Source organism: Amycolatopsis sp. NPDC004625 (assembly GCF_040609695.1).
GTDB lineage: Bacteria > Actinomycetota > Actinomycetes > Mycobacteriales > Pseudonocardiaceae > Amycolatopsis.
The window spans coordinates 126,327-146,729 of record NZ_JBEXKX010000012.1 but is presented as its reverse complement, the minus strand read 5'-3'; the positions used below and the strand labels follow the sequence as shown (position 1 = coordinate 146,729).

The following is a 20,403-nucleotide window of genomic DNA, read 5'->3' as shown; positions in this document are numbered from 1 at the left end:
CAAAACCTCAGCGGCCTCTCGGTACGATCACGGTGCGCCGCACACGGCACGGGTCCCTGGGCAGGGGCGTCGCGCGCGGCGCACCGAAGAGTGCCGGCCGGGCGGAGGTGTGCTCCGAGGAGAGTGATGGGGGTGGAGCGTGGATCACGAGCAGCGTCGAACGCCGCCGGTTCCGCCCGCCCGTCGTCGGCCCACTCCGCCACGGCCGGCCGCCGGACAGCCCGCAGCGGCCGGGAATCGCGTGGACCGGGAAGCTCGCACGGTCCGCACCGCTGCCGCGACTGCGGCCGCCGCACGCCGTCGGCGGCGTCCGGCCTTGGTCGCGGGCCGGGTCGCGTTCGGACTGGCGTCGTTGCTGGTGCTGACCGGCACCGGGGTGGCCTCGACCATGCTGACCAGCCTCGTCGACGGCCTGAGCACCTCCGACGCCCTTAACGCGAATGGGCCGAGATCCACCGGCCAGGACCAGAACATCCTGCTGATCGGGCTGGACTCGCGCAAGGACCAGGACGGCAACCAGCTGCCCAAGGAGATCCTAGACCAGCTGCATGCCGGGGACGGCACCGAAGGCGGCTACAACACCAACACCCTGATCCTCATGCACATCCCCGGCGACGGCGGCAAGGTCTCGGCGGTCTCGATCCCCCGCGACGACTACGTTCCCGTCGCGGGGATCCCCGGCTACACCCACGCGAAGATCAAAGAAGCGTACGGATTGGCCAAGTTCTATGCCGAACAGCAATTCGCCAAGCAGGGCATCACCGACAGGGCCGAGCTGGAACATCAAGGCCGCGAAGCGGGCCGGAAGAAAACCCTCGAGACCGTCCGGAACTTCCTGGACGTGCCGATCGACCGGTTCGCCGAGATCAACCTCGCCGGCTTCTACGACCTGGCCACCGCACTCGGCGGCGTCGAAGTCTGCCTGAACCACCCGGTCAAGGACAGCTACTCGGGCGCGGACTTCCCCGCCGGGCACCAGACGCTCAACGGGTCGCAGGCGCTCTCGTTCGTGCGGCAGCGCCACGGCCTCGACAACGGGGACCTGGACCGCACCCACCGGCAGCAGGCGTTCATCGCCTCTGCGGCGCACAAGCTGCGCAGCGCCGGCACCTTCACCGACCTGGGCAAGCTGCAGGACCTCATCGACACGGCGAAGAAGGACGTGGTGATCTCCGCCGGGTGGGACATCCTGTCCTTCGCGCAGCAGGCGCAGAACCTCACCGGCGGCAACCTCGAGTTCACCACGCTGCCGATCGCCGGGTACGAAAAAGTCAACGGGCAGGACGTGAACAAGGTCGACACAGAGCAGGTGCGGGCCGCCGTGCGTACCGCGTTCGGCATCGCCACCCCACCGCCGTCGACCCCGCAGGTGAAGGCGTCGGCCACGATCGACGTCCGCAACACCACCGGCAAGACCGGCCTCGCCGCGGCCGTGACGCAGGCGCTGACGCCCTACGGGTTCCGTGCCGGCGAGCGGACCAGTGCCGCTCCCGCCGCATCGGCTGTCGCCTACGGCGCGGGCGCGCAAAGTGACGCCGCCGCGGCGGCGTCACTGCTGGGCGGGCTGCCGGTCGCGGCCGACAGCCATCTGCCGAGGGGACACGTCCGGATCACCCTCGGCACCGGCTTCGCCTTGCCGGCCACGCTCGGCCCGCACGGCGCCGACACCCCACCCGGCGTCCACGCCTCAGCCTCGATGTCGGCCGGACCGACGTCCGTGAACGAACCGCCTCCGGCCGCCGGGCCGCAGGGCGGCACGGTCGACGGCAGCGGCATCCCCTGCGTCAACTGAGTGTTCACGAGGAGTCCCGAGCCGTGCCCGTTCCTGTACCGTTGTCGGCGGTCCCCGCCCTGCTCGCCGGGCGCCGCTGCCAGGTGGGGATAGTGACCGCGCAGGTCGTGTTCGCCGTCGCGGGCGGGCTGCTGACGGTGTTGCACGTGGACCCTCGGTGGGGACCGATCAATCCAGTGACCGGGATGTTGTCGGACTATGCGTGGTGTCCTGGTTGGTGGATGTGGGATACGGCGTTGGTGATGATCGCCGCCGGGTCGGCAGTGGTGCTCGCAGTGCTGTACCGCCGCCGGGTGCTGGTGGGCCGGCTGGAGCTGTCGGCGATGGTTGTGTGGTGCCTGAGTGTGCTGGCGGTCGCGGTGTTCAGCAAGGATCCTCAGGGCGGCGCGGTCACCGCGACCGGCAAGGCCCACCTGGGTGCGACCACGATCTCGTGCGTGAGTCTGCCGCTGGCGGGTTGGCTGCTGGGGCGCCGCCACCGCCACGAGCCGAGCTGGCGGCGGTCGGCGGCGTGGTCACGGGGCCTGGCGCTGGCCACGATCCCGTTCTTCCTGCCGTTCATCGTTCCGTTCACCGCTGACGTTGTGCTTGGCGGGCGCCTGCCGACTGTGGCGACCGGGTTGGTGGAGCGGGCGATGGCAGCCATCGAGCTGGTGTTGCTGGTCGTGCTCGCTCGCTGGGTCCGCCCCGCGACGGCCGGGGATGTCTCGGACTTGCCCTCGTTGACAACCTGAGGGGCGGGCCTGACCGGCCCTTCGTAACCGCACGAGTCCGGCGCCTGCGCAAGCCGTCAGCGCAATGCCTGCTCAATCAAGCAGTGCACCCGGCCTCGGTGGCAGTGCACAATTCCGAAGACGGCGGAAACCTCCTTTAGCCTGCGCGGAGCGTCCATCGGCGGCCTCGTTCTCCGTGTGCAGTCGAGGCGGCAATTCGGCCTGGATGGTTGTGACTTGCCGGATTTCGTACTGGAGGTCATTCACATTTGGCGATGCCGCGCAGTGCTGCCTGCAGGAGGGTGAGCTAAGCGGAGCTTTCCAGCCCGGCAGCCCAAGGACACCACGTCGAGCGGACGGCTCCCGCGCTGGTTCTCGAGCGAGAACAGCGTCGGCTCTGTCATCGCCGCCCTCGCCTGTGGCGGACGCCGTGACGAGCGGGTGTGGATGCCGCACGGCCCGGCTGCCCGGGTTCGCACCTCGCGTGGCCCGGTGGCGGCACCCGCTGCGGTAGTGCCTGCGTTGTCGGCAGGTGCGGGAGCGGGCATGGGAGGATGCCGGTTTCGTGGGCGATGGCGACGGCGTGTGCGCGGTTGCGGGCCTTCAGCTTGGCGAGGATGTTCTTCACGTGGGTGCGGATGGTTTCGGGTGACCGGAACTGCTTGAGCGCGATCTGGATGTTGCTCAGGCCGCGGGCGACGTCGTCGAGGACTTCCCGTTCGGTAGCGGTCAGTGTGGCTGGCTGGGACATGCTCGGATCTCCGATGGCAGGTGGCGAGGCGAGGGGGCTGGCCGGGCAGCGCGGCGCGTGCGCTGGCCCGGCCAGCCCCGAACCGGGAGCCGGCTCGCCCGGGGGAAGGCGTGCCGCTCGGGGATTCCCGGTTCATTCAGGTGGCCTCGCGTGGTGTGGTGTGCGGACGACCGCGGTCACCCAGGTCCCGCCGTGGCGCCGGTCAAGGCCCCGTACCTGCAGGCAGGACGTTGACGTGTCGAGGTGTGGCCTTGACCGGTGTCGCGGGACCTGGTCGCGTGATCGAGGCCGCACAGCACCGCGAAGTCACGGATGGCCGGGAGCCACGGCATCGGCCGTGAGCTCGCGATCGGCCGTCCATGCGATGAGAGCGTCGGTGGCGGCGTGGACGGAGTCGTAGCGGGGCTGCTCGTCGTCGGGCAGATCGGGACGGAGCACGGAACCGGTGAGGGCGCGGGGCTCGTAGCGGTCGAGCACGCCGGCGGCGACGCGACGGACGGTCCCGACGGCGCGGTCGTCGACACGCACCGTCCAGACGTAATCGAACCGGTAAGCCGCGCGGGCCGGCGCGGGCGCGGGTGGCGCTCGGGGCAGCGGTAGGCGGCCCGCCAGTTGGTGACAGAGCAGTCGATGACGTCGTCGCCGGCGTTGACTATCGCGGTGATCGCGTCGCGGCCAGCGCCGGGCCGACGAGGTCGGCCAGCATCGTGAACGCCTCTCACGCCTTCCTGATCACGGCCAGGACCGGCGCGGCCTGCTCTCGCAGCGCTGTCGCGTTCAGGTGCGCGAGTTCGGTTTGCGGTCGGCGTAGGCGCGCTCGTCGGTGAACCCGCGGATCCAGCGAGGGGCGAGGGCGTCCAGACAGGCAATGCAGTCGGGGCAGCGATAGATACTCGGGCGCGACACCGCGATCGAAATCCCGTGACCGGTGTTCGTGCAGCCGTCGGTGCCGCACGTCATCGGCGGGATGGTGCTGGTGCTCATGGCGGAAGTCCTTTCGTGAGCTGGAGCAGCGAGTGTGGGCGGGGACCGGAGGGCGCTCAGAGTGCGGCGAGGACGTTGTGCAGGGTCGCGGCGGCGGTGCGGTCGTGCTTGGCCAGTTCACCGGTCATCACCCGGGTCATGTTCCGTTCGGCACGGGTGGCGCCGCGGATGACGGCCTCGTGGGTGAGGTGGGTGTTGACGGCCTGCAGCACACCCCACCCGGTGTTCTTCCACGGGCTGACGCGGCTGTCGCTGGTCCACAACCGGGTCAGCGCCGAGCGTTTCTTGGTGGCGTTGGTGCGCCCCCGGCCCGGCTGCTCGGGGATCGGGGTGCGGGCGTCGAGGAAGGCTTTCCAAGCCCGGTCGGTGACCGTGGTCTGGCACAGTTTTTTGACTTCGGCGGCGAAGTCGTCGGCGACGGTGTGCACGATCTGCAGGGCGTCTCGGGCAGAGAGCAGTTGCAGGGCGCTGTTGCGCTTGTGGACGACGGCGACTTCCTGGCCGTCTTCGCACAGCCCGATGTTCATGGTGTTGTCGCACACGACGTTGGTGACGACCCGCTTGTAGCGAGTTTTCAGGCTGGCGTCATGGCTGGAGCAGGCGAGCAGGTTGGGCCGGAACTCCACGCCTTCGGGGGTGGTGATGTTGTCGGAGACTTCGACGCTGACCCACGCTTGCTTGCGGTCGCGCAGCAGCCCGGCAGAGCCGATGGCGAGGCCGTCGTCAAGCAGTGCGGCGACGTTGTCCAGCAGCCAGGTGCCGTACTGGTGGATGCCGTATTCGTCGGTGTGGATGGCGAGGATGTCGCCGGTGTCGGAGGTGGTCACGCCCAGGTGGTGCTCGGCGAGGCGGAGCCCGAACCGGTCTTCGACCAGGACCCGGGCCGGTTCGGCGGTCCAGCCGAACAGGCGCCGTTTGACCTCGGTGATGGGGATCGGGCCGGGGTAGTGGTTCGGTTCGGTGCCTTGGTGGTCGGCGCGGTAGTGCCAGGCGTGGCCGCGTTGGTCGGTGAATCCGATGAGGACGTTGGTGTTGAGCCACGTGCTGGTTTCCTTCGACACGGAGATCGCCCTTTCGATGTGAGTGGTGCGGGCTTGACGCCGGGGGCGGCGGGCTCGCGGGGTGAACGGCCACGACTCACCAGGGCGAGCGCCGGCGGTGCACAGGCCCGAGCCCGAGATCGAGCCCGCGGTGCGGACTGGTGGTCGTGCACCGCCGGCGTGGGCCTGGTTCGCTGGGCTGATTGCCGCTGCGACGCCCACGGGGGCGGCGTGCCCGACGGCTCGACGGCTCGACGGCTCGACGGCTCGACGGCTCGACGGCTCGACGGCTCGACGGCTCGACGGCTCGACGGCTCGACGGCGGAGCCTGGAACGGCTTCTTCGCAGCTCGTCAACTGTGCCTTGCGTCTCATTCGACGGTGTAACGAGGGCGTGAGGTTTTTCCGATGTGATCGACGAATCCTGGAAAAACACCAGGTCAAGCGGGCGAAACGGACATAACTCTGTTTGCTCGCGTTCTACCCACGGGGCGAGCGCTCGCAGTGGGCGGTTGAGGTGCGGTACGCGTCGCGTGTCGTGCAGGGGAGGGTGGGCCGTGCTGCGGGTAAGGCATGTTCGTGGGTTGGGCCGGACGAGATCACTCATCGTGCTGCTGGTGTTGGCATTGCTGGCCGGCACCGTGGAAGCGATGGTCGCGGCGCCTCTGGCTGCGGCTGCGGCGTCGCCGATCGATCCGCGTGAGGTCGGGTTGCTGCCGTCGGCCACGCCGGTGCCGGCAACAGCAGAGGCGCCGTCGAAGGCGGATTTCGCCGCTCAGTCCCGGTTGGACGGGGGTGCGGGGTCGCATTTCGATCCGCAGCGGTCGAGGCCGGTGTCGCGGTCGATGTACTTGACCGAGTACGTCAACGTCGATGGCACGCACTCGGTGCGGCAGTCGAGCCAGCCGATGAACGTGCAGGACGCGGCCGGGAACTGGCAGCCGGTTCAGACCACGTTGGAGACCGATCCGTCGACCAAGCGCGCCGAGGCGGACCACCATCCGTTGAGCCCGTCGCTGGCGACCAAGGCCAACGACGCGGCGGTGCTGCAGGTCGAGTCTGGCGGGCACACCGCGGGCCTGGCGCTGGACCAGGCGGCGCCGGCGTCGGCGGCGGTGAAGGGCGACTCGGTCACCTACCCGGAGGTCGCCGCGGGCACGGACCTGGACTACGAGATCACCCCGGGTGCGGTCAAGGAGTCCATCAAGCTCAAGCGTCCGCCGGCCGATGGGCGCTCGTCGTGGAAGTTCAAGCTCACCACCGGTGACCTGACGCCCAAGCTGGAGCAGAACGGGTCGGTGACGTTGGCCGATGCGGCAGGTGCGGCGAAGTTCGTGTTGCCGCCGATCGAGACCTGGGATTCCGCGGGCGGCGGGGTGACGGCGCCGGCGATGACCGGCGGCGCCTACACCCTCGACAAGTCCGGCAAGGACTGGTGGCTGACGGTCGCGATCGACGCGAACTGGCTGCGTGACCCCAAGCGCGTGTATCCGGTGTTCGTGGACCCGACGGTGACGTTCGGCGTCCAGTTCTCCTTCGCCTACCGCTCGGATGGCACCAACTGCACCAACTGCGGTCTGCGGATCGGCAACAGCCAGGCCAACGGTGACACTTACAACCGGTCGGTGGCGCACTTCGACTACTCGCCGCTGTGGGGCAAGACCGTGGTCGGCGCGAGCGTGGACGTCACCCGCAACACCAGCGTCGTCGGCTCTGTGAAGACCTGGAACGCGAACCTCTACCACGCCCTGGACAACAACTTCAACGCTGTCGGACCGTTCCTGGCCAGTGCTCTGGTCGGCGACGTGGGTTCGTTCTCCAGCCAGGCGTTCACCGATTTCCTACGCACCCGGGTCAACGCCCGTGACAGCAACGTCTCGTTCATGCTGCTCGGTGCCGAGAACCCGGGCACCTGGACCTACAAGAACCTCAACGCCACCCTCACGGTGGACACGGGTTCTCCGGCGCCGGCCACGACGCTGGTCGCCCCGCTGGACGGGACGGTGTCGACGTCGCTGACGCCGACGTTGTCGGTCGCACCGGTGACGGACCCGGACGGTGATGCGGTGAAGTACTGCTTCCGGATCGCCACCGGCGCCGACGGCAAGTCCGGTGTCGTCGTCGAGTCCGGCTGCCTGACCACTCCGACGTGGACGGTGCCGGCAGGGGTCCTTCAGGACGGTGTCGCCTATACCTGGCAGGCGATGACCTACAGCGGCGCCACCACGATCACCCCGACCTGGATCGGGCACCTGAAGATCGACCAGCGGATCGGTGACCACGGCCCGTCGCCGGTGGACACCGCGGGACCGGTGAGTGTCAACCTGGCCAACGGCAATGTCTCCACCGCCGAGCAGACGCCCACGTTCACCACAGTCGGCGGCAATGCCGGGCTGAGCTTCACCTACAACTCCCAGCAGGTGGAGAACAAGGGCCTCAAGGCGTCCTACTTCGTCGACCTCTCGCACAACGGGATCATCAATGATGCGCAGCAGCCGGTGCTGGTGCGGACCGAGCCGCAGGTCAACGTTGACTGGGGAACCGATTCGCCGTTCGCGCCGGCGTTGCCCGCGGACTGGTTCGTCGCCCGCTGGGAGGGCTTCTTCCAGGCCCCCGTCACTGGGACCTACCAGTTCGCCGGGGTGCACGACGACGGCGGTACCGTGTGGATCAACGGCACCAAGGTCTACGAAGTCAACACTGCCAGCGACCTGAACTGGACCCAGTCCAGCAACGTTTCTTTAACCGCCGGGCAACGCGTCCCGATCAAGGTGGAGAACGCCGAAGCGATGGGCGCGGCGAAGATGCGGCTGTTCGTCCGCACCGCCGACAACACCACGGTCGCTCCGCAGATCGTCCCCGCCGACTGGCTGTTCACCTCCGACCTGCCGGTGCTGCCCCAGGGCTGGACGCTGTCGGCGGACCTGGACGGTGACGGCTCGAGCTACACCGAGGCCAAGGTCACCGACCAGAACATCGTGCTGACCGACGCCACCGGCGCCAAGCACACCTGGACCAAGAAGAGCGCCGGCGGCTACACCTCTCCGGACAACGAGGACGGCACCATCGCCCTCGACACCGCCGGCAAGATCACCCTCAACGAGGGCGGCGCGATCTATGTCTTCCGCGCCGACGGCAAGCTGGACACCCAGACCAGCGTGCTCGACGGCCGCAAACCGGCCACGCTGCAGTACCTCTATGACGGGACCCCGTCGCGGCTGCGGGAGATCAAGGACCCGGTCTCGCAGCGGTCGCACGTGCTGCACTACAACCGCCCGGGCGACGACTGCTACGGCGGCGTCACCCCGCCGCCCGGAGCCGCGGCACTGCCGCCGTCGCAGATGCTGTGCCGCATCACCTACTGGGACGGCACCGAGACCCGCCTCTGGTACACCGGCACGGGAACTTTGAGCCTGGGCCGGATCGAGGACCCCGGCTCGGAGATCACCGACTACGGCTACAACGCCCAGGGCCTGCTCGCCGGGACCCGCAGCAGCCTGGCCAACGACTGGATCGCCGCCGACCCGGCCAATCGCAAGGCCAACGAAGGCGACCTGACCACGACGATCAGCTACGACACGTCCGCGAAGCCCAAGGCCATCGGCATCAGCTTCGCCGTGCCCGCCATCGGCCAGCCGCGTTCGGGCCGGACCTACCGCTACGACCCGGCGAACCGGCAGACGTTCGTCGACGTTGCCGGCCTCAGCCCGGCGACCGGGTTCTACTCCAAGGTCACCTACGACAACGCAGACCGCGCCCTGTCCACCACCGACGCGACCGGCCGCGCCACCAGCGAAACGTGGAACGTCAAGGACCAGGGACTGACTTCAACCGACGCCGCGGGACGGGTGTCGACCACGGTCTACGACTACGCCGACCGGGTCACCGATACCTATGGGCCGGCGCCGGCGTCTTGTTTCACCGGTCAGAACCCGACCGCGGCCTGCTCTGCCACTGTCCCGCACAACCACACCGGCTACGACGAAGGCATCAACGGCCTCACCGTGTCCTGGTACGACAACGACCAGCTCTCCGGCACCCCGAAGGCATACACCACCGGACTCGGTACCGCGGACGGCACATTTGTGAAGGACTGGGGTAGCGCGGCACCCACCGCTGGAATTCCTGCAGACCACTTCTCGCTGCGTGCGGCAGGCGATCTCGTCTTTCCCGCCGCTGGTGACTACACACTGCGGCTGCTCGCCAACGACGGCGTCCGTGTCTGGGTCGACGACCAGCTCGTCATCGACGACTGGATCAACACCAGCGCGAAGTGGCGCCAAGGTGTCGTGCACGCCGACACTGCGGGCCAGGCCAAACGGATCCGCGTCGACTACTACGAGTTCGACCTCACCGCCCAGCTGGAACTGCACTGGACCACACCGTCCGGCACCCAGCAGCCCGTTCCCGGCTCGCAGCTGCGGCCCCGTTATGGTCTGACCACGTCGACGGTTGAGTCCGAGTCCGACGGTGTACCGGACAAGGTCGTCACCACACAGTACGACCAGAGCGGCTTGGACGCGGCGTACGGTCTCCCGAGCCGGACAACCGGAGGGAGCGGAACCACCGCGACGACGGTCGCAGCGAGCTACGAACCCGCCGGCAACGGCTATCTGCGCCCCACAACGCGCACGATGCCCACCAACGCCGTCACCACTACCAGCTACTACGGCGACACCGAGACCCGGAGCAATCCCTGCATCGCTGGCAGTCTCGCCGTCAACCAAGGCGGCCGGCCGAAACTGACTGTCTCGGCGACGCCGGCGGCCGGAAACGCGCGTACCGACGAACTCGTCTATGACGCGTCCGGCCGAGTGGTCGCCAAGGCCACCTCCGGGGACTGGGTGTGCACCACCTACGACTCGCGTGGCCGCGTGGTGTCACTGCATGTTCCCGCGAACGCCACCGTGGGGGAACGTACGGTCATCACCAACCACGCGGTCGGGGGCGACCCCCTGCTCACCTCGGTTTCCGATCTGAACGGCACGGTGAGCACGCGAACGGATCTGCTCGGTCGAGTCACCTCCTACACCGACGTGCACGGCACCCGCACCGACACCAGCTACGACCAGGTCGGCCGGGCGGCCTCCGAAACCGTGACGCCGCCCAACGGCAGCGATGCCGCCCAGACGATGACCTCCACCTACGACGATGCCGGACGGCCACTCACCACCAAGCTGGGCAACACCGTGCTGGCCACCGCAACCTACGACGCGGCCGGAGAGCCATCCGGTGCGACGTACGCGAACGGGACGACCCTTGGGAAGCCGAGCAAGAACGACGCAGGCGAAATCACTGCCCTGCCGTGGACAACTAGCGACGGAACGGCACTCGCCACGCAGGTCACCAGGACCCGCGCCGGAACCATCATCGACGAGTCGCTCGCCGGAATCGACGCACGACCAGAAGGCGCCAACTACGGCTACGACTCGATCGGCCGTCTCACCGAAGCCTACATAGCTGGCCATCACTACAACTACGACTTCACGTCCAACGCCGCCTCCGACTGTCCGACCGGCACTCAAGTCAACGCCGGCCTGAACACCAACCGTGTCCGGCTGCTCGACCAGACGGCGATCGGTACCGGCACCACCAACTACTGCTATGACGCTGCCGACCGGCTGCTCGCCACCACCGGCGCTACCACTCTCACCAGTGTCACCTATGACGCTCACGGAAACACGACCCAACTCGTCGCTCCAGGCGGCACCACCAGCTTCGGCTGGGACGCCGACGACCGCAACTTGACGGTGCGCACCACCGGAAGCGATCCGGCGGACATCGGATACGTGCGCGACGCGACCGATCGCATCATCCGTCGCGCCGTCGCACAGGGCGACGCCAACAGCGACGAGCTGTACTCCTACACCGGCGCGGGAGACAGCGCCGACCTGGTCCTCTCCGCAACGGACAAAAAGTTGCTGAGCCGGACGATCAGCCTTCCCGGCGGCGTCATCTATACCATTCGCGCCGATGGCGGCGCCACGACGTGGGATCTGCCGACAATTCGCGGCGACCTGGCGGCGACCTGCGACAACGCCGGAAAGCAATTCGGACCGCTTCGCTTCTATACCCCCTATGGCGAACCCGTGACCCCTGCGGGAGCCCCCGACAGTGACGCCGTACCCGACAATCAGCCCGGTCAGGCCGACTACGGATGGCTCGGCCAGCATCAGCGCCTCTACGAACACGCCGGCTCGCTGGCCCTCGTGCAGATGGGCGCCAGGCCCTACCTGCCGACATTGGGCCGATTCCTGTCCGTCGATCCCGTGGCCGGCGGCTCCGCCAACGACTACGACTACGTCAACGCGGATCCGATCAACTCCACCGACCTCGACGGAACCCGCAGTCACCGCCACCGCGGCAGTTCACATCACCGCATCCACCGAGCGCACAGCTCTCACGGCGAGTGGACTCATCGGGTCGGCAAAGTCGCGAAACACTTCGGCCGATCGGAAAAGCAGATCCGCGAAGCAATCCACCGAGTCAAGAGAGGTATGGGCGGCGGACGACGCAGCAACCCCGACCTTGAGATCAACCTCCACAACGGTGACGCGAGGGTCAAGGGCGCGCACGATGTCGAAGGCAACATCTGGGACTACCTGGAGAGCCGGCGGCTCGACGGACGTCACCTCGCCGATCGCCGTGACCCGGGGTATGACCTCTCCGGATGGGTTCCACAGTGGTCCACCCCGTTCAGGGGTGACGACTTCGGATATGTCAGCGGCGGAGTGTATTATCCCTTCAACGTGGGACGAGGCTGGAGCGGTAGCTGGTTCAGCGTAGGGCGACCGGAATTCTGTATCGTCATATGCTTCTGACTGGCAGTGGCCGGCATACACACGCCCATAAAATTGAAGGGTGACTAGTGATTTACGTTCAGCGGGGGACACATTGTGTGAGTGCCTTCCTGTCGGTCGAATCGGTGCGTAGCGGCGAGTACTCGTCGCTGCTGCGCACCGAAAAGCTATCCGTCGAGTTCGCTAAAGACGGCAGTGCTGAGTTCGGCATTCTTGATCGTGACGACTCGTCGACGCTCGATGACGACTTGCGTCAGCTTTGCGCGCTGCTGAATAACGCGCTGCTGAATACGAAGTCGGGCTCTCCTCTTCTTCGAGAGAAACAGGCGGCCCTATGCTATTTCATTGGCCTGTTTCCTGATGACGATCAGCAAGGCGAATTCTTCATGTCGTTCTCGGCTCTCCGTTATGCGGCAGAGGCTGGGGCGACTATGATAATTGATGCTTACCCGCCCGAGGCTGGATCTTTCGACGGTGACGACCGGAAGTGGTTTGCCGCCTCCGCTGCCTCGGATTTTGCCTCGTCATCGTCTCGCATCTGGCATCTTCTTCGCGGTGATGGTGATGATTTGGGTGAAGACTCGAATGAGGCGCTCGTCAAACGCATAACGCAGGCGATCGGCGATAGTCGTTCGACTTTGATATCCTTGGCTGCCGAGAACGGTCAGTATGGAATAGAAGTTCCACTTCTCGGGGTTTCTGAAAAATCCGACGATGGTGGTCTCTTCCTGGAGCTGCGAACACCGCCTCCTGACAACGCTGGTTAGCGTTGTCATTTTCCGGGCTCCGAGCGCGCACGACGCCTTGGGACATCGCCGCCGACCAGGCGTGCCGGAACCTGGTCTACCAGCGCTTCGCGCTGACCGAGGGCATAGTGCCGATCTGGCCGGCGGTCTGGTCCAGCTGCTGCTCGATGACCTCGGCGGTGGCGTGCTGTTGGAACAGCAGCCCGACGGTGGTGGCGCCGGGCGCTCCGTGGGTGTGGGCGAGGGCGGAGGCGGTGAGGTGGCGGTCGCCGCGGCGGACGGCGCTGGCCGCGATCAAGGTGGCCAGTCGGTCGCGGGCAGCAGGGTCTTGGCTGCCGCGGTAGAGGGCCATCCACAGCTGCTCGACCCGCTGCGGGTCGACCTCGTTCGGTGGGAGGAGCAGCGGCCCGTAGACGGCGTTGTCGGCCAGCGCGGTCACGGTCGCGAAGGCGCCGACGTCGTCGACGAGTTCGCCGCGGCCGGCCTGGATGATGGCATGGGCGACGATCCGGATGGCCTCGTCCCCGCGCCGCATCAGCAGCGGCACGACCCGGCAGGCGAACCGACCGAGGTGGGCCGGCAGGGTCTCGCCGGCGTCGGTGAAGGGCAGGCCCCAGGTCGGGGTCGGGGCGTCCCCGCCGAGCTGGACCGGTGCGGCGAAGTCGAGGTCGGTGCGTGGGGCGATGACGGTGCCGAGGTGGGTGGGGCGGCGGTAGTCGCGCCAGGGGGCGCCGGGGCGGGTGTGCGGGGCGCAGTATCGGCCGAGGACGGTGTGCCCGGCGGGGTGCAGGTCGGCCTCGAGCGCGGCGATCGCGGCCCGCAGCGGCAGCCCGTTCCAGGAGTGGCTCTCGGCGATCACGACGACGACCAGGTCGGTGTCGCGGTCGGCTGGTAGCGCCGCCTGCACGTGCCAGGCGAGCTCGGTGGTGGTCATGCCCCGCACGAGGCTGATCGGGAACGCCACGCCGGCCGGCGACGTCAGCCGCCACGGAACAGGGCTGTCCAGGTGGGAGGGCAGAGCGATGACGTGGAGGGTGTCGGCGCGGGTGTCGGGCAGGGATCCGATCAGTTCACCGGGGGTCAGGTACGCGGTCACGGTCGGCGCTCCTCAGCTCGGCCTCCCCAGCGCATGAGCCCGGGGAGGCGGTGGCGGCCCACGAAGGTGTGAGCCGCCACCGCCTTGAGCGCGCGCCCGATGGCGGCCCTGGCGCTGCCCGAGGTCACCGGGGGCAGCGTGAGGTGCGGGCCGCCGTCGGGGCGCGCGCTAGCGTCGGTCGGTCTCGTCCACCGGGGTCGCCGCCTCCGGTTCCGGGTCCACCTCCTCCTCGGACTGCTCGATCACTGCGATGACGTCGTCGGCCGAGGTGACCAGACGGGCCGTGCCGTCCTGGATCAGCCGGTGGCACCCGGCGGACGCGGCCGACGACAGCGGACCCGGGAGGGCGAGGACGGGTCGGCCGAGCTTGTCGGCCAGGCCCGCGGCGTGGAGGGCGCCGCTGCACTGGCCAGCTTCGACAACAACCGTCGCGCGGGTGAGCGCGGCGAGCAGCCGGTGGCGTAGAAGAAACCGGTGCCGCGCGGGCGGTGTGCCGGGCGGGTACTCGGAGACGACCGCGCCGGAGGACGCGATCCGCTGGAGCAGGCCCACGTGTCCGGCCGGGTAGCCGCAGTCGAGCCCGCATGCCAGGACGGCGACGGTGCAGGCTCGGCGATCGGTGGCCAGTGCTCCGCGGTGGGCTGCGCCGTCGATGCCGTAGGCGGCGCCGCTCCACACCGTGACATCCCGAGACGCGAGGGTGTAGCCGAATTCGGTGGCGTGGTGTTCGCCGTACTGGGTGGCGGCCCGTGCTCCCACGATCGCGACCGACCGCGCGGACGCCAGCTCGTCCAGCCGTGGCTTCCCCTGGATCCAGAGGCCCAGGGGTAGCCCACCGAGGTCGGCGTCGTCTGCGGACAGGGTGCTCAGGCCACCGACGACGTCGGCCGGCCACTCGTCGTCTTCGGGGATGACGAAGCGGGCGCCGAGCTCGGCGGCGGTGCGCAGGGTGGCGTCGGCGCGGGTCCAGTCGACGTCGTGGCGGGTTTTGGTGAGGACGTCGGTGGGTGCGGTGCGTTCGGCGACGTGGTGGGCGGCGTCGACGGGCCCGACGTCGGTGACGTAGCGGGCGAGGATCGGGTTGGTGGGTTCGGCGGCGTGCTGGAGAAACGCGCGGGCACGCCGCTCGTCGGTGGACCAGGACATGAAGGCTCCTTCGGGCGAGCTGCTGGGCAGGCGGTGGGCGTTCAGGATTCGGCGGGGAAGCGCCGCACGCGGATTTCGCGGCCGCGGCGTTCGACGACGGTGCCCGTCGGCCACATGGCGGCGAGCAGCAGCAGCTCCACGGCGGCGTCGATGACACCGTTGCGCGTCTCGACGTTGTCTTTCCAGCCGAGGGCGAGGAGGCCGGCGTGGAACCGGCCGATGTATTCCGCGGCGGTCATGTCGGTTGCGACGACCTCGGCGGTGGTCGAGGTCTGCCGGCTGGTGATGCCGACGAAGCTGCGGGCGCAGCCGCAGATGGGAGAGTCCGGGTCCTCGTGGCATTCGCCGGGAAGATCGACCAGTTCCGTCCCCGGAAGGTCGTTGGAGTCGTTGTCCCGTTCGCCTTGAGTGCGGTGGGTGGAGACGAAGTACTTCAACACGGATTCCTCCTCGATGGCCGCGGCCCGGGTGGGCTGTGGACGCGGCCTTGTCCGGCGGGCCCCGCGGGTCCGGGGCAAGCCGGCCGGAGGATGACGGTTGTGTCCTTCGTGGACCGTGGGCTTGCCCCGGACCCGCGGGTCTGCTGCACTCGTGCGGCAGCCACGTCGAGCCGTGGTCGCGCGGTGGGGGAGGTCGTCGCCGAATACTGCGGTTCGCGCACGCGATGACACTCAAAGTTATTACCAGAAATTCCGCAACACTTGTGGCGAATTGTTGGTTTTCGAGGCACTCTGGTGTCAGAAGGTGATCCACGGTGGTCCACAGGGAGCGACCACAATGGACCCTTCTGGGGACCTTGAACCGCTCGACCCCCAGGCGGTCACAGGGTTCCCGGCTCGGGGCCAGGTCTCTGGGGAGGGCGCCTGCCCCGAGCCGAAACTTAGACCGACGACGCACCATCCGCTTTCAACGCGCCGCGGTTTCCAGGCCGAGGCAGTCCTGGGCGGTGCGTCGGTTTCCGTGCGTGCGTTGACGATCCGCTGCCCTCGCGCTCGAAGGGAGCTGCCCTCTGGGCGGTCACGGCGCGCCAGAGTCGATGGGAGTCCCATCAGGACAAGAGTCTTCTGAATGCGAACCGGATCACCGCGTCGCTGCTGACGATCGGTGCTCTCGCGAGTGCGACGATGGCAGCTGCGGCACCAGCCGATGCAGCCGACCCTCCGTCGGCCGCCGACGTTCGTCCGATCAAACTTGACGTGAGTGGGCTGGGCGAGGGGCAAGGCCGACACGGGTACGCCGGCGGTCGCACCCGATGGATTGCCGCGTGTGGGGCTGGTCCTACCGCGGCGGTATCTACAGTTGCGTCTGCAGCGATCTGTGGGAGGTCGAGCAGCGCACCAGCCCCGGAGGTGGTGGAACACCGTGGGGGTTTCGCGGTGCCTGTAGCAGCGCGGCGGCGCCCACCGGGTGCCGTGCGTGGGCGGGTCGGTCCGGCCGGTGCCCGTTCCCGGCCGGACCGGCGTCCTGCCCTCACTCGACTTGGCCGATCAGGTTGTGGCATGTCGATCGCGAGCGCCCATGGTCGGCGTCACCGGTTGCCGAATCGGGCGATCCAGTCGCGGACGATGTGCTCGGGCACGCCGAGACGCGCGGCGATCTGCGGCCACCGCACATGGCGAGCTCGCAGCTCCATCACCTCCCACACCCGATACGGTGTCTGCTCTCCTCGTGGCAGCAGTAGCGGACAGTTCCGGGCCGTGGGCGGCCAGGGCAGCCAGTCCGGGTCCGGCGCGCTGTCGGCCGCGGATCGTCGGTGCAGTGCGGTGATGTACTCACCAATCGTCGGCCAGCCTCCGCCCCTTCTCATCGACTTCGGCTGGCCCTGACGCCCGTTCGGGGTTGACATCGCCTCTTCGTTCCTTCCTGAGCTGGCGCATCCCGGACACGAACAACGCGATGCCCCAGGCGGCATCGAGGATCACCGCTATCCAGGTGGTGACGGTGCCGTAGACGGGTTTCCAGCGGGTGAAAACCATGGCGATGATCGGAATGACCAGCGCTGCGACGCACGGCACTCCGATGGCGTCGCCGAGGATGCGGCTCAGGGCGGGGGGCGGGGACGGCATTTAACGCTCGGGCGGCAGGGTGTCGAAGAACGCTGCGAGCAGAGCCGGATCACGCCCGAGAAAGTCCCGGACCTGATGCCACAAGTGCTCGGCGCGCACCCAGTCCGCGTTGCACCGGTGAAACTTGATCCGCTGCATCCGGTCAGCGCCCGGGCCTGGGTTCCGGGTGTGCATGTCGTGCTGTGCGGTCGACAGTGTTTCGGGCACCACCGTGACGTCCTTCGTTATGTCCTCACGCCCCGTCTGCATGGCCGATTGCTTCTTGCTCTAGCGCTGTGAACGTCGACCGGTAGCGCTGTACCAGGCTTCGGTCATTGACGAAGATGACGTTGTCGTGGTGGCGCAACGCGACAGTGAAGGTCTTGCCGGCCGTCTCATAGACGGTGAAAGGCTCGATCCTTCGTTCGGTGCCGGTGGTCATCGGGGCGAGCATGATTTTCAGCTGGTGGCAATCGGAGGTTGTGTTGATGGCGTGTAGCTGTGACTCGGGTGCTGGCGCCAATGCTGCTGCGCTCAGCAGCACTGTCCGCTGTCGAGGCTGCTTCCGGTCGAGCTGCCGGGCCTGTCGGAGGAAGAATTCTACGTCAGCATCGTCGGGCGGTGTCTGGTCACGCCGCAGAATCGCGCGGCTGTACTCCGTGGTTTGCAACGATTCTGGGACCGTGTGGGGCGCCCATTCCCAGGAGCGGACGGCGAGCTCATCCAGCTTCTGCTGCAGGCTGGTGGTGTCTGGACTGAGGGTTTCGATGAAGGTGGGGGAGTCGAGCTGGTGCCAGAGCCGCATGATGCGTTGGCGTTCAGCCGGTGTGAGGCGGAGAAATCCGAGCAGGTGCGCCACCTCGTCGATCGTCGGCGGCCGCTTGCCGGTTTCCCAGTCTGACAGGGTCTGAGCGTGGACTCCGAGCTTGTCTGCCAGCTTGCGTAGGCTCAGCTCTCGGCCTGTTCTTGCCGCCCGCAGAGAGCTGCTCAAGGCGAGCAGCGCTGGAACCGATCTAGGTTTGGTCATGCAGTTTCTCTTTCCAGGTGGCGGATTCGTCGGGAGCGATCAGCGTCTACAACGACACTCAGGAGCTTCGATCAAGGTCGCCGGCCTTGTTTCCGTCGGTCGACATCGACGGCCGGGTCGCTGCCTCCTCGGAGCACCGTGGTGGACCTGTGCGGGTCACGCCGGCCGAGCAGCGCAGTGCGCATAACGGGGCTGGCCGCGTCCCGGGCCAGCGCAGCCGCCACGGGGAGGTCCGGCGTGACGTGGGTGATGTCGCCGAGCAGCTGATCGGCTGCGAGCGTGTTCTCGACGGCGAGCGGGATACCGGCCTCGGCGAAGCGGGCGGCGAGTGAGGATGCACCGATGTGGTTCTGATCGTCTGTTCCGTGGGTGAGCAGCTGGGTGATTGCTGCGCGGCTGCCGGCGGGTGTGCTGTCGAGGAGCGCGAGGATGGCGGCGAGGTGGATCCCGGCTGGCCGGAGCAGCGTAGTGGCGAGGATTCCGAGCGGCGCGCCGGCGGTGAGCAGGCGCGTGACCGCGGGTGTTGCGGCGAGGTCGTGGTGGTGGTCGGCGGGCAGGCAGAGGACGTGGGCGCGGCCGGCGGCGGCGCGGTGGTCGATGTGGTCGTGCACGTGCTGGGTGACCGGGTCGTGTTCGATCACCACGATCCGCGCGCCGGCGTCGTGCAGGTCGGTCAGCGTGGACGAGTGACCCCAGAGGGGCAGGCCGCCGGTGCCGAGGATGAGGAAGTGGCGTAGGCCGTGGTCGAGCATGGCTGCTGCGGCGCGGCGGTCCCAGGTGGCGGCCGCGATCGCCAGCCGGGGCAGCTGCGGGTGCTCGGCGAGGAGGTCATCGGCGAAGATGCGGTCGACGGTGGTGTTGAGGTGGCCGTCGAGCAGGTAATCGGCGACAGCGTCCCGGCGGGGGCGTTCGATGTCGACGTGGACGCGTTCGTCATCGTGCGCCCGCGGGGGAGGGGGTGTGGCTGCGGTGGGTGGTGGCATGTCGAGGTGCTCTCCGAGCTGGCCGGACGCTCCTGCGGTGGCGGGCCGTCCGTCGGGTCCCGGGGTGGGCGCGGCATCGGACTGCCGCGACCGCCCCGGGAGCAGGTGTTGCGAGGGTCAACCGGCGGGTGTGGCGGCGGCGGTGTGGGTGGTGGCGCCGGGGGCGCCGGGCAGCAGCGTGCGGATTTGCTGGGTGATCCACCGCTGGTAGGTGTGGAGGTCGGTGTAGATGGCCGCGCTGCCGCAGAACGCGGCGATGGTGCGGGAGGCCGCGCCGAGCAGATACCAGTCGCCGCCGTGGCGCTGCAGGAGCCCAGAGCCGGAGTCGCCGTTGCAGACGCCGCCACCGGTCGGCGGGACCCCGGCGCACAGTTCGCCGGTGCCGATGCCGCCGGGGGCGCACGTGGCCGCGCGCTGGAGCGGCACGTCGAGCTGGCTGAGCTGGGCCGGTGCGGGGCCGGTCCAGGCGGCGGGGTCGGTGGTGATGCCCCAGCCGATCGCCCGCGCGGGGGCCCACAGCCACGCGGGGGCTATCCGGGCCGGGCGGACGCCGTCGATGTGGCCGGCGAACCGGATCAGGGAGACGTCCCAGATCTCGCCGGCCTGGTCCGGCCGGCCCCAGGCCCAGTGTGGCGGGACCACGATCTTGCTGCCAGAGCGGACGACGCCGCCCTGCAGCCGGTTGGGCGAGCCGAACCGTGCGTGGTAGATCGCGGGATCGCTGCGGTCGATGGTGGGGTCGCGCAGGTCGGTCCGGAAGCTGGTGAAGATCTTCTTCTCGGCCGGGGTCATCCGCGCTTGCTCGGCGGGGCTGGGCGGGTTGCTCAGGCAGTGGCTCGCCGTGGCCGCCACCGCGGCCGGCTGGCCGGTGTCGTCGTACCCCTGCTCCAGAAGGGTGAGCCCGCACGAATGCCAGTCGGGATCGTCGTGGTCAAGCAGCTGCAGGGATCCGGCGCCGGCGTAGGCGACCGGGGCGGGGTCGCCGCCAACGATCCGCGGCGATGCCATCGCGGCGGACGGCGCGGGTGGTGGTGTGCCGGTGTCGGCGGTCGCGGCAGAGATGCCGAACAGCATCGGCAGCAGGGCAAGCGGTGCTGCAGCTGTTGCTCTGAGACGCACGGGTGGAATGTCCCTTCTCGACAACGAATTCGGCGCAACTTGTGCTCGCCTGGTGTGGTGTGGGTGCCTGGCCGTGCTCCCGGGGGGGCGTGAGCACGGCCAGGCACCGGTGGTCACCCACGATCGGGAAGGCCGGTTGCTTGACCAGCGATCGCGGGCAGG

Annotated in this window: 17 protein-coding genes; 4 read left to right on the top strand and 13 right to left on the bottom strand. The window is 68.5% G+C overall.

Translation table 11 applies throughout. The annotated features are described in order from the left end of the window. Positions 1-241 precede the first annotated feature (241 nt). Both ABZW17_RS16395 and ABZW17_RS16390 read left to right on the top strand, forming a co-directional pair. Positions 242-1,792, top strand: coding sequence for an LCP family protein (locus ABZW17_RS16395; protein ID WP_354814058.1), 1,551 nt, complete (start codon positions 242-244; stop codon positions 1,790-1,792). A 92-nt stretch (positions 1,793-1,884) separates the two neighbouring features. Next, complete coding sequence (locus ABZW17_RS16390; protein ID WP_354814056.1) at positions 1,885-2,526, top strand: DUF998 domain-containing protein; 642 nt, start codon at positions 1,885-1,887, stop codon at positions 2,524-2,526. Between the two features lie 379 nt (positions 2,527-2,905). Here the strand turns inward: ABZW17_RS16390 and ABZW17_RS16385 are convergent, their stop codons facing one another. The 4 genes from ABZW17_RS16385 to ABZW17_RS16370 all read right to left on the bottom strand — a co-directional run bounded on the left by ABZW17_RS16385 (position 2,906) and on the right by ABZW17_RS16370 (position 5,715). Further along, positions 2,906-3,256: a helix-turn-helix transcriptional regulator gene (locus ABZW17_RS16385; protein WP_354814054.1), complete on the bottom strand. Its 351-nt coding sequence runs from the start codon at positions 3,254-3,256 to the stop codon at positions 2,906-2,908. Between the two features lie 306 nt (positions 3,257-3,562). After that, positions 3,563-3,784, bottom strand: a complete 222-nt coding sequence (locus ABZW17_RS16380; protein WP_354814052.1) for a hypothetical protein — start codon at positions 3,782-3,784, stop codon at positions 3,563-3,565. Positions 3,785-4,033: 249 nt separating this feature from the next. Next, positions 4,034-4,240, bottom strand: a complete 207-nt coding sequence (locus tag ABZW17_RS16375) for a hypothetical protein (RefSeq protein ID WP_354814050.1) — start codon at positions 4,238-4,240, stop codon at positions 4,034-4,036. A gap of 56 nt (positions 4,241-4,296) precedes the next feature. Further along, positions 4,297-5,715: a DUF932 domain-containing protein gene (locus tag ABZW17_RS16370; protein ID WP_354814048.1), complete on the bottom strand. Its 1,419-nt coding sequence runs from the start codon at positions 5,713-5,715 to the stop codon at positions 4,297-4,299. A 172-nt stretch (positions 5,716-5,887) separates the two neighbouring features. Between ABZW17_RS16370 and ABZW17_RS16365 the strand changes: the two genes are divergently transcribed. Further along, positions 5,888-12,100, top strand: coding sequence for a PA14 domain-containing protein (locus ABZW17_RS16365; protein WP_354814046.1), 6,213 nt, complete (start codon positions 5,888-5,890; stop codon positions 12,098-12,100). Between the two features lie 77 nt (positions 12,101-12,177). Then, positions 12,178-12,846: a hypothetical protein gene (locus ABZW17_RS16360; protein WP_354814044.1), complete on the top strand. Its 669-nt coding sequence runs from the start codon at positions 12,178-12,180 to the stop codon at positions 12,844-12,846. A 76-nt stretch (positions 12,847-12,922) separates the two neighbouring features. On the opposite strand, the gene ABZW17_RS16355 is transcribed toward ABZW17_RS16360, so the two are convergent. The 9 genes from ABZW17_RS16355 to ABZW17_RS16315 all read right to left on the bottom strand — a co-directional run bounded on the left by ABZW17_RS16355 (position 12,923) and on the right by ABZW17_RS16315 (position 20,196). Beyond that, complete coding sequence (locus ABZW17_RS16355; protein WP_354814042.1) at positions 12,923-13,921, bottom strand: hypothetical protein; 999 nt, start codon at positions 13,919-13,921, stop codon at positions 12,923-12,925. A 168-nt stretch (positions 13,922-14,089) separates the two neighbouring features. Continuing rightward, positions 14,090-15,067: a DNA-processing protein DprA gene (gene dprA / locus ABZW17_RS16350; RefSeq protein WP_354814040.1), complete on the bottom strand. Its 978-nt coding sequence runs from the start codon at positions 15,065-15,067 to the stop codon at positions 14,090-14,092. 41 nt (positions 15,068-15,108) lie between these two features. Further along, on the bottom strand, positions 15,109-15,504 hold the full coding sequence (locus ABZW17_RS16345) for a hypothetical protein (RefSeq protein ID WP_354814038.1): 396 nt from the start codon (positions 15,502-15,504) through the stop codon (positions 15,109-15,111). A 1,091-nt stretch (positions 15,505-16,595) separates the two neighbouring features. Beyond that, positions 16,596-16,703 (bottom strand): helix-turn-helix domain-containing protein, encoded by a 108-nt coding sequence (locus ABZW17_RS16340; protein WP_354814036.1) that lies wholly within the window; start codon positions 16,701-16,703, stop codon positions 16,596-16,598. Between the two features lie 136 nt (positions 16,704-16,839). Then, positions 16,840-17,133: a hypothetical protein gene (locus tag ABZW17_RS16335; RefSeq protein WP_354814034.1), complete on the bottom strand. Its 294-nt coding sequence runs from the start codon at positions 17,131-17,133 to the stop codon at positions 16,840-16,842. Continuing rightward, positions 17,134-17,382 (bottom strand): hypothetical protein, encoded by a 249-nt coding sequence (locus tag ABZW17_RS16330; RefSeq protein WP_354814032.1) that lies wholly within the window; start codon positions 17,380-17,382, stop codon positions 17,134-17,136. Then, positions 17,366-18,139 (bottom strand): Scr1 family TA system antitoxin-like transcriptional regulator, encoded by a 774-nt coding sequence (locus ABZW17_RS16325; RefSeq protein ID WP_354814030.1) that lies wholly within the window; start codon positions 18,137-18,139, stop codon positions 17,366-17,368. Before ABZW17_RS16325 ends, ABZW17_RS16330 begins: the two co-directional genes overlap by 17 nt. 71 nt (positions 18,140-18,210) lie before the next feature. Continuing rightward, on the bottom strand, positions 18,211-19,122 hold the full coding sequence (locus ABZW17_RS16320) for an SAM-dependent methyltransferase (RefSeq protein WP_354814028.1): 912 nt from the start codon (positions 19,120-19,122) through the stop codon (positions 18,211-18,213). A gap of 117 nt (positions 19,123-19,239) precedes the next feature. After that, the gene (locus tag ABZW17_RS16315; protein ID WP_354814026.1) at positions 19,240-20,196 is read right to left on the bottom strand and encodes a trypsin-like serine protease; all 957 of its coding nucleotides are present in this window, start codon (positions 20,194-20,196) and stop codon (positions 19,240-19,242) included. Positions 20,197-20,403: the final 207 nt, after the last annotated feature.